Here is a 339-nt window from a genome sequence, read left to right on the forward strand (position 1 = left end):
TCGCCCCGACGTGCGTCAGCTTCAGCAGGTTGCCGCTTTCGTCGTAACTGTAGGTCTGGCGGTAGTTGCTGACCGCCGCTGGATCGGCCTGCCCCACGGATTCCGGTCCCTGGTTGGGGCCGCCCGCCTCCCAGCCAGAAGCCTCGATCAATTGGTAAAGGCTGTCGTAGCTAAAGCGACTGATGGGCTCGATGCGCTGGTTGGCGAAGTAACGCACCGGCAGTGCCTTGTCCTCGATGCTCAGGACATTGCCTGTCCGGTCATAGTCATAGATCAAGTGCTGCAACCACCGGGCACTCGCGTCCTGTGCCCGACGCTCAGTCAACACACCGTCTTCAA

Annotated in this window: 1 pseudogene; it reads right to left on the reverse strand. The window is 61.1% G+C overall.

Features of this window, described 5'->3' with window-relative positions:
* A pseudogene (locus ACQ4OB_RS27860) lies at positions 1-339 on the reverse strand (RHS repeat protein); the annotation flags it as partial.

It is taken from the genome of Pseudomonas sp. ES4, from assembly GCF_050586665.1.
GTDB lineage: Bacteria > Pseudomonadota > Gammaproteobacteria > Pseudomonadales > Pseudomonadaceae > Aquipseudomonas > Aquipseudomonas frederiksbergensis.